The 259-nt window shown below is 61.0% G+C and carries 1 pseudogene; it reads right to left on the bottom strand.

The features are described from left to right. Positions 1-259: pseudogene (locus AF337_RS05630) on the bottom strand (ABC transporter substrate-binding protein); the annotation flags it as partial.

The following is a 259-nucleotide window of genomic DNA, read 5'->3' as shown; positions in this document are numbered from 1 at the left end:
CGCCTTCCACCATGTCGGCGACCGCAGCCGTGGTCGGGATGGAAAAGAGGTCGGGCGCGTTGCCGGCGCCGAGCTCCGTCAGAAGTTTGGTCAGGTAATCCTTGTCGGGCGCCGGATATTCGATGACCTCGACGGTGACGCCATATTTCTTTTCGATCCGCTCGACCGTCGACTTCATCGCGTCGATGCCGGCCTGACCGTGATTTGCAATGCGGATTGTTTCAGCCTGCGCCAGCGTCGAAACCGCGCTCAGCAGAAC

It is taken from the genome of Rhizobium ecuadorense (assembly GCF_001187535.1).
In the GTDB taxonomy this organism is placed as follows: domain Bacteria; phylum Pseudomonadota; class Alphaproteobacteria; order Rhizobiales; family Rhizobiaceae; genus Rhizobium; species Rhizobium ecuadorense.
The sequence above is the reverse complement of the archived record's forward strand: the minus strand, read 5'-3'. Positions and strand labels throughout refer to the sequence as shown.